Annotated in this window: 9 protein-coding genes; all 9 read left to right on the top strand. The window is 40.9% G+C overall.

Annotated elements, in window-relative coordinates:
• The first annotated feature begins 143 nt into the window (after nt 1–143).
• The 9 genes from IQ228_RS14290 (at nt 144) to IQ228_RS14255 (ending at nt 8633) form a co-directional block, all read left to right on the top strand.
• Nucleotides 144–1838, top strand: coding sequence for a serine/threonine-protein kinase (locus IQ228_RS14290; RefSeq protein ID WP_193963266.1), 1695 nt, complete (start codon nt 144–146; stop codon nt 1836–1838).
• A 126-nt stretch (nt 1839–1964) separates the two neighbouring features.
• Nucleotides 1965–2807, top strand: a complete 843-nt coding sequence (locus tag IQ228_RS14285; RefSeq protein WP_193963264.1) for a Pvc16 family protein — start codon at nt 1965–1967, stop codon at nt 2805–2807.
• Nucleotides 2808–2838: 31 nt separating this feature from the next.
• Complete coding sequence (locus tag IQ228_RS14280; protein ID WP_193963262.1) at nt 2839–4500, top strand: phage tail sheath C-terminal domain-containing protein; 1662 nt, start codon at nt 2839–2841, stop codon at nt 4498–4500.
• Between the two features lie 59 nt (nt 4501–4559).
• Nucleotides 4560–5015 (top strand): phage tail protein, encoded by a 456-nt coding sequence (locus tag IQ228_RS14275; RefSeq protein WP_193937309.1) that lies wholly within the window; start codon nt 4560–4562, stop codon nt 5013–5015.
• A gap of 200 nt (nt 5016–5215) precedes the next feature.
• Nucleotides 5216–5707, top strand: coding sequence for a phage tail protein (locus IQ228_RS14270; RefSeq protein WP_193963260.1), 492 nt, complete (start codon nt 5216–5218; stop codon nt 5705–5707).
• Nucleotides 5708–5913: 206 nt separating this feature from the next.
• The gene (locus IQ228_RS14265) at nt 5914–6261 is read left to right on the top strand and encodes a hypothetical protein (RefSeq protein WP_193963258.1); all 348 of its coding nucleotides are present in this window, start codon (nt 5914–5916) and stop codon (nt 6259–6261) included.
• Between the two features lie 22 nt (nt 6262–6283).
• Nucleotides 6284–6667 carry a phage tail assembly protein gene (locus IQ228_RS14260; RefSeq protein ID WP_193963256.1) on the top strand — a complete coding sequence of 128 codons (384 nt, stop codon included), beginning with the start codon at nt 6284–6286 and terminating at the stop codon, nt 6665–6667.
• The gene (locus IQ228_RS27445) at nt 6631–6813 is read left to right on the top strand and encodes a DUF6760 family protein (protein WP_370566895.1); all 183 of its coding nucleotides are present in this window, start codon (nt 6631–6633) and stop codon (nt 6811–6813) included. The genes IQ228_RS14260 and IQ228_RS27445 overlap by 37 nt, the downstream gene beginning before the upstream one ends.
• The gene (locus tag IQ228_RS14255; RefSeq protein ID WP_193963254.1) at nt 6810–8633 is read left to right on the top strand and encodes an FHA domain-containing protein; all 1824 of its coding nucleotides are present in this window, start codon (nt 6810–6812) and stop codon (nt 8631–8633) included. Before IQ228_RS27445 ends, IQ228_RS14255 begins: the two co-directional genes overlap by 4 nt.
• Nucleotides 8634–9106 lie beyond the last annotated feature (473 nt).

Below are 9106 nucleotides of genomic sequence, written 5' to 3'. Positions count from 1 at the left end.
GTAATTACTTTTAATATAGAGTTAATATTTGATTTTTGAAATATACCTAGGGTGGGCAATGCCCACCCTATATTACTTAAATTGATTTAACTAAATCGCCGTAGTTCACAAACTGAAATTAAACATAGGAAGATTGCCATCAGATGAATTTTCCACCTTCTTCAAATTATTGGCATGGGCGCTCTATCGGTGATAACCAGCGATACCGGATAGATAGACCTTTAGCAGTCGGCGGTATGGGAGAGGTTTTATTGGCAACAGATACCCGTCTTGGTCAGCAGGTAGTGTTGAAGTTACTCAAAGATACGCTAGTAACATCCCAAGAGATGAGAAAGCGTTTTGAGCGAGAAGTAGCAGTTTGTGCAGCTTTGCAAAGTGACCATATTGTCAAGATTAGTGATTGTGGGATGACTCCAGAAGGATATCCCTTTTATGTGATGGAATATTTGCGCGGTCAAACACTGCGACAATTATTGTTGCGAGAACAACGATTATCTGTGGAACAAACTGTGAGTATTATCTCTCAAGTTTGTCAGGGTTTACAGATGGCGCATCAAGGAGTGACTCTGCAAAAAGATGGCAGTAATGAACATATTCAGGTGATTCATCGTGACCTGAAACCTGACAATATATTTCTTGTCCCTACAGATTTGGGAGAATGGGTGAAGATATTAGATTTTGGTGTCGCCAAAATCCGTAGTGAATCTTCTGAACAGACTAGTCTCACTAATACTTTTATCGGCACATTTCGTTACGCTGCGCCTGAGCAAATCCAAAACAAGAAAAATCTAGATGCCAGAGCTGATATTTATAGTTTAGGCATCATCCTATATGAAATGTTAAGTGCAGCAGATCCCTTTGGTTTCAGCGTCAAGGGTAATAATATCAGTGAAGCTTCCTGGGTTTTAGCCCATGCTTATGAACCACCAACACCTTTGCGGGAACAACCGGGATGTGAACACTTATCTACTGATATCGAAGCTGTAGTGCTAAAATGTCTACACAAAAACCCGAATAATCGCTTTGCATCCGTAGCTGAACTCAATCAGGCTTTGCAAGCAGCCAGCGACCCTGTAGCAAATACGGGTACAAAGCAGGAGCAATATTTTGTTTCCCCAGAACCCATACTTGATCAGCCAACTATCTCTAAACCCTTGTCCTCAGTTGAATCAAATCAACCTCTGTACAATCAAGGGTTGAATAACGAAACTGTACCCCGACCTTTACAACCCATTCAACTAGAATCACTGAAAGAGACTATTCTCCCACCCTGTCCTATACCCTCTCCTGCTGCGAATAACGAAACTGTACCTCGACCTTTACAACAAATAGAACCAGAGCAACCGGAAGGGATAATTTTCCAACACCGCCCTACACCCTATCTTGCTGCGAATAACGAGATTTTACCCCAGCCCGTACAATCCATTCAACCGAAACCACCGGAAGGGACAATTGTTCAACCCCGCCCTACACCCTCTCCTGCTGCGAATAATGAGAATTTACCCCAGCCCGTACAATCCATTCAACCGAAACCACCGGAAGGGACAATTGTTCAATCCCGCCCTACACCCTCTCCTGCTGCGAATAACGAAATTTTACCCCAACCTGTTTCTCAAATTAATAACAACACACCGGATAATACAATCTTTCAACCAAAGTCAAAACATTTAGAGAACTCAAAAAATTCTCATATTTTTCAAAAAAATCTGTTGATTGGATTAGCGACTGTACTAGCTATTGTACTAGCTTTTTTTGCTGGAATGTTTATATTTTCTTTACAATCAAATCAGGGTTCTAAAGATTCAACGAATGTACCAAACTCAACTCAAAAAAACTAATTCGGGATTACGCCACGCTATCAGCTATCCCTAATCGAAAAAGTATCGACAAAAGTCTAATTACATAGAAATGACTAATACAGATATTGTAAATGGGTATGTATTAGCTGCCAGCCAAACACTTTCATGCTTATCTTTGTTGTTCAAACATTAGCAGAAATTCTAGCTGGAGGAACCTCACTGATAAGTACCGAGCAGATTGACTTTAGCCATCCTAGTCATCGCCGGGAAGAGGGTGCAGGCCCAACTCTCAATTTGTACGTTTATGATTTACGTGAGAGTAAACAAATGCAGCATTCTGGCAGACAAGTAGAACGCAAATCAAACAACGGTCTGCAATCTGCCACAGTCAATTGGTCACCTAGTTGGTTTGATGTATCTCTATTATTAACAGCTTGGGACAGAACTGCTTTAGGTGAGCATCACTTGTTGAGTGAAGCTTTGAACGTGCTGTTGCGTCATCGCTCTCTGCAAGAGGATTTTTTGATGCCAGAATTGCGGGGTTATGGCAATTTGTCAATGACAGTTGCTCTTGATCCGCCCATTGAGGTTGGCTCTTTATGGAGTGCTCTCAATGTACCCTTGCGTGCTGGCTTGTTTTTGACGGTAACAGCACCCTTAGAGCCACAGTCTGCAACGGTACCATTGGTTTGGGAACGAATTTTCAGTTTACAAAACCAATTTCATGCTAATGGTAACAGCTCGGTTGAGACTAAAAAACGAGTAGCGATCGCTGGGGTTGTGAAAAGTGCGTTAGCTAACAAGCCTTTGGTAGATGCAAAAGTTTCAGTGTTGAAAACTGAAAAATCCGCAGTCAGCAATCAAGAAGGACTTTTCTTTTTTGAAGACCTGCGTATAGGTAATTATGTTTTGACAATCAATTGTCCTGGCTATTTACCCAGGGATGTCAATGTCTTGGTTGATAGCCAAAGTTATAGCTTCAAAGAAATCTTACTAACTCCTGAATAATTTAGGTGTTTACCAACTAGGAGACGCTTTTATGGCCAGACTTGATTACTTTGCTCCAGGTGTATATATTGAAGAAATTGACCGTGGCAGCCGCCCGATTGAAGGTGTGAGTACGGCAGTCGCTGGGTTTGTCGGCTTTACGGAAGATATTCGTGATGGGGCTGAGTTATTTAAGCCCATGTTAATTACGAATTGGACGCAATATCTTAACTACTTTGCCCGTCCTAACTCCGATGGGTTCACCGACTTTAACGCCTACTTACCTTTCACGGTCTATGGCTACTTTATGAACGGTGGTGGTCGTTGCTACGTGACCAGCATTGGTACTCAGTTACCAGGCGCACCCAAGCCAGCCAACCCAGAACCAGCAACCCTGAGAATTAATGGTAGAGGTAATCGTCCAACGCTGCGCTTTGCTTTGCGTCCTGAGCAAGCAGCAAGTGGAGCAATCAATATTTTAATTAGCGATAGTGGTCCTCGCGCTTTGCCAGAAGGAACAGAAGGTGAAGCCCCACCTAATACTGGTGAGTACTTTTCCGTGCAGATTCGCCGTGGTGATGAAGTTCTTGAGCAATTCGAGAACTTAACCATGAACCGTGAAACCACACCCCAGATAGCGACCTATGCGATCGCCGCTTTGAGAAATTCTATGTATCTCCAGGTGCAAGACATTTCTCAATCTGGACAACCTTTATCTCGCCGTCCGGCTAATGGTCAGTACGAACTAGCACCGCCGATTGTCCCAGCAACCGTTGATAGATTTTCTAGCGATTTGGAAGGGATACGTGATGACCGGACAGGGGTAAGAGGGCTTTTTGAAATAGATGAAATCACCATGCTGGCTTGTCCCGATTTAATGCGGGCATATCAAGCAGAAATCATGAACTTGGACCAAGTCCACGGTATCATGGAACTGATGATCAGTATGTGCGAAGGTTCAGCTAGTGGTGATATTCCTAATCCGCCCAACCGCATGGTTTTGCTTGATCCACCACCAGAATTTAGCAAACCGCAGCAAGTAGTGGAATGGTTGAATAGATTTAACCGTCGTTCCATGTTTGCCGCACTTTATTATCCTTGGATCAAAGTTGCCAACCCACGCGATCGCGGTAATCCTATTCTCGTCCCCCCCTGTGGTCATGTCATGGGAGTTTGGGCGCGGACTGATGAAACCAGAGGTGTTTATAAAGCCCCTGCTAATGAAGTCCCTAGAGGAGTAATTGGTTTAGGTTATGATACCAACTTCCGGGAACAAGAACTATTGAACCCCTTGGGAATTAACTGTATTCGCACCTTTCCCAACCGTGGTATCCGCATTTGGGGAGCGAGAACCCTCGTTGAGCCAGATAAAACCGAGTGGCGTTATATCAGCGTTCGGCGATTGATTAGTTATATCGAAAAATCCATTGAACTAGGTACTCAATGGGTAGTTTTTGAACCCAATGATGAGGATTTATGGGCCCGTGTCAGACGCACGGTTAGTAACTTTTTAGAGCGGATTTGGCGTGAAGGTGCTTTATTTGGATCTAGTCCACAACAAGCATTCTATGTCAAGTGTGACGAGGAACTCAACCCACCAGAAACCCGAATATTAGGTCGTCTATATATTGAGGTCGGAGTTTGTCCTGTCAGACCTGCTGAATTTGTGATCTTCCGCGTCAGTCAGTGGAATGGCATCGGAGATGATGAGTAGCAGAAAATTCCAGCTTGAACGTACTTTATAACACTTATTGCACAGGAGTTTGAATCACTATGGCAGGGGAATTTTTAACGGCTTGTAAATTTTACTTCGAGGCTGACGGAATTACTGATAAATTCATTAAAGAGATTAGTGGATTAGGCGTTGAAAGCACTCCAGCACAAGATATCCACGGCTCATCTAAGTCTGGTAAAATCATGCGTCAAGCCACACCGACAATAGTAAAATTTACTAACATAACACTGAAAGTTATTGCCACTGATGACGTAGATTTGTATCAATGGTATCAAAAGTGTAACGAAGACATGGGAGATCCTAGACAGTGGTCGCAAAATCGTAAGACCGGTTCAGTAGTTGCTTATGACCAACAAGGCAGTGAAAAAGCCAGATGGAACATTGTTAACTGTTATCCCTGTAAATATACAGGTCCCACCTTAACTGCATCTGGTGGCGATATGGCTAATGAAACCGTTGAATTGGTTCACGAAGGCGTTAAACGGGTCAAATAACCGAACTGACGCACAATGGAGTAAAAGTGGGGATAATTCATGAATTACCCCTACCTAAGAATAATTTTTGCAGCCACATAGCAATGGGCAAAAGTAAAAACATTATCATCTTGTGAGGTTGAGATTTTAATAATATCCTCACCTCCTGTCTATTGCTATATGTTCAATAATTCCTAAATTAGTCTGATCAGCAATCAAAAGTGCCAGAAATAGCAGGTCAAGTTCCAGAAATTCTCACAGCCCATAGATTCTATTTGGGGCTGACACTAGACGGTCAAAAAGATAATGTTGATGGTTTCTTTTTAGAGTGTCAAGGCTTTAAAAGAAGCCAAGATGCTATTGAAATCACTGAAGTCACTCCTAATAAATGGGGTGCATCAGATAAAGGTCAAGTTGTCAGAACTAAGATTCCCGGTAATGTGAAAAGCGGCAATATCACTCTTAAGAGAGGTATGACCAATTCTCTAGCTATCTGGAAATGGTTTGAAACCGTTCAAGAAGGTAAATGGGCTAGTCAACGCAAAAATGCTGCTTTGACTATCTATGACCAAGCAGGAAAAGAACAGGCAAGATTTGAATTAGCTGGCGCTTGGCCTGCTAGTTATAAAATTGCCGATGTCAATGCTCGCAGTAGTGATATAGAAATTGAAGAAATTGAAGTTGCTTATGAAGAATTTAAGCGTGTGAAGTAGTCATTGGTAATTGGGAAAAGGTAAGTACCTGGACAGAATTAATTACATATTGGTTATTTACCAATTCTTTGCCAGTCAAGGATTTCAGCCCAGATTTTTGTGTAATTAATTTTGTCCGATTACTTAAAAGGCAAGAATTAGATAATCTCGATAATCTCCACCTAGACCCGGACTAAGTTGTGCAAGTGCGGTTAATAAACTAAAATATGTTTGCAACAGAGTTTGAATTTACACTGCCTAAAGGGTATCTGGACTCAGAAGGCAACCTCCACCGCAAAGGTGTGATGCGGTTATCAACGGCAATAGATGAGATAGCACCTTTACGCGATCCTCGTGTCAAAGCTAATCCAGCTTATGCTACGATTATCATACTGTCGCGTGTGATTACTCAATTGGGTGCTTTATCGGAAATTAGTCCTGCTATGGTAGAAAACTTTTTTGCTCAAGATTTAAATTATCTCCAAGACTTTTATCGTTATATCAATGGTTTGGAAGGTGAAACTTCCTTACCAGAGGAGAAGGTAACTTTCTCGGAACCACTTCTGCATAATTGATTCAACTAGATAATAAGGACTTATGGCCTCTAAACAGGATACCCTCCGCACTGAATTTGACTTCACTCTACCACGAGGGTTAATTGATAGCCAAAACCGCTTGCATCGTCATGGCAAAATGCGTTTAGCTACCGCCAAAGATGAAATTCTGGTACAGAAAGAGCGTAAAGTTCAAGATAACTCCGCTTATAGTGTTTTGGCAATGTTTTCTCGTGTAATTATACGTTTAGGTAGTTTAAACTCTGTTAGTTCTGATTTACTCGAAGAACTACTATTACATGACATTGCCTATCTTAGAGAATTTTACAATCGGATTAATCAGCAAGGAAATACACATATTCCTACTCAATGTCCACACTGTAATGCTCAATTTCCTGTAGAGCTATCACTAGCGGGGGAGTCATAAGCTACCCCTCTGACACCTTGTATGAGGAGGTAGCGTTTATTGCTTATCATTTTCATTGGACACAAGATGATATTCTCAATTTAGAACACAATTACCGTCAACGATGGGTAACAGAAATTAATAAAATTAACCAAAAATTAATATGAAAGTCAAAATTACCTATTTACCCACACAAAATGAGGTAAATGAACTCGATTTAGTCACAGCAACTATACCAAAAGGAGAGTGCATAATAGGTCGTTCTCCTGATTGTGACTTACCCTTAGAAAGTCCAGATGTCAGTCGCGTACATGGTAAGTTCTTTCTTAAAGATGGCAGGTATTATTACTGCGATACTGAGAGCAGGAATGGTTCAATCATTAATAATAAATTAGCCGAAAAAAATCTGCCATACGTCTTAAACCACGAAGACTCTATCCAGATTGGAGATTATGTTCTGATAGTAGAAGACATTAAACCTGTACCTGAACAATTACCCGAAACAGTATTTAGGGTTATAGATCCTGCACTGTTTTCTAGACCACTATTTGAAAATGTTAATGTTGCTAACATTACTAATCTAGAACCGGAGGTAGTTAGCGAATTTAGTGGAGAAGTTATCATTCCTGCACCTGCAACTCAGGAGGAAGTTCCAGCATCTGAAGTTATTCATGCTGCTTCCTCAGAGAATGAAGAGGTAATAACTGCTCCTGAAAATCAACTAGTAGAAGAAAAAATCTTTGTCCAATCACAAGATATTGCTAGTCAATTACGGGAGATAGTAACTGATGTGGCGACAAATAATCGTGAGGAAGAGGTAGATTTAGATTTAAGTCCGCCAATTTTAGAAGAATTGACAACTGTACAACCCCGCGATCTAAACATTCCACCATTGGTAACTGATACTTATGAAGAGGTAGATTTAGATTTAAGTCCGCCAATTTTGCAAGAATTGACAACTGTACAACCCCGCGATCTAAATATTTTACCATCGGTAACTGATGCTTATAAAGAGGTAGATTTAGATTTAGATGATGGTGGTCAGGAAAGTTTAGAAGTTGTGAGTGAAGTTCACCCAGAAGCCACTACAGATGTCACTACAGTCACAGAAGAAACTTCTATTGAACGCAGTGATACTGTTAGTCAACCGACTGAAGAACTCGTTAGTAATGTTAATGCAGAAGCACCTGAAGCCGTCGCCGATGCGTTAAACGAATCTCTGGCTGAAGTGATAATTGCACCTGTTCATAACATTGATAGTCAAGCAGAAGTTACGGAAGTTTTCAGCAATGAAGATGTTGATTTCAGTAGTACAAGCCTAGAAGAAGTAGGTGAAGAACTAACAGCCGCAGATACTGTCTCTACAGCAGAAAACTTAGAACCAGAAGCGTCTATTTCTACAACAGAAGTAGGTGAAGAACTAACAGCCACAGATGCTGTCTCTACAGCAGAAAACTTAGAAATAGAAGCGTCTATTTCTACAACAGAAGCAGGTGATACTGAGCCAGTTAGTCAAATATTAGAAGCCGTTTCTAAAGCTGAAGAAGTTCCGGCTATTGACAATGTAGAAACAAATACGAAGAGTGAAGCTAGTCAAATGAACCTTCAAAAAAATATAGTCCTCATTGCTCACGAAAGCAATAAATCAGAACTAGCTGACTTGGTTGCTCAACATCAAGAATTTTTCTCTCAAAGCCTGACAATTAGCTGGCCATCTGTCAGTGAAGTTTTAAAGCAACAGGCTGGTATTACTGTGAGTGAAGAAATCCCCCCACCAACATCTGGAGGATATCAAAGAATTAATTTACTGCTCAATGCTGGAGATATTTTAGCAGTGATTTTCCTCAGAGATTTTCTTACCACTCAAGCAGGACAAGCTAATGAAGAAGCATTTTTGAGAATATGCAATATCAATCAGGTGTTAGTAGCAACTAATTTGAAAACAGCACAGGCGATTGTACATTATCTGGAACACATCACACATTAATACTATTAACCCAAGTTGCTAATTATGGGTGAATGCGATAGCGAAGCGCGACCTAGAAATAGCCTGAAATGGTAATTTCATTAAATTGTAACTTGGGTTAATAAAGTACAAACTCGATCTTTTTTCTACGGACTTTATATACTTCGCAATGTCACAATTTGAGCTTTTGCTTAAGAGGTTGTTTGAGAAGTATTAGATGAAACCGATAATCTCCAAAAACCTAACCCCCCTGCCCCCCTTCCCTAGGAGGGAAGGGGGTTTCAAAGCCTCTCCCCGCTTCGGGGAGAGGTTTACAAGAGGGGTTTGTTTATACATTAAAAACTTGTTCAAACCCACATTCCGCAGATGTGACTCAGATTATTGATATTTTTACGATATTTTTGAAAAATTCCAGTCAGGAGAATTTTATCTACCTAATTTTTCTGGCTGAGGTTAACATTATCTGCCAAAAAATAAAGCCTATTAAGTAACTT

The sequence above is a fragment of the Dolichospermum sp. LEGE 00246 genome (genome assembly GCF_015207865.1).
GTDB lineage: Bacteria > Cyanobacteriota > Cyanobacteriia > Cyanobacteriales > Nostocaceae > Dolichospermum > Dolichospermum heterosporum.
The sequence above is the reverse complement of the archived record's forward strand: the minus strand, read 5'-3'. Positions and strand labels throughout refer to the sequence as shown.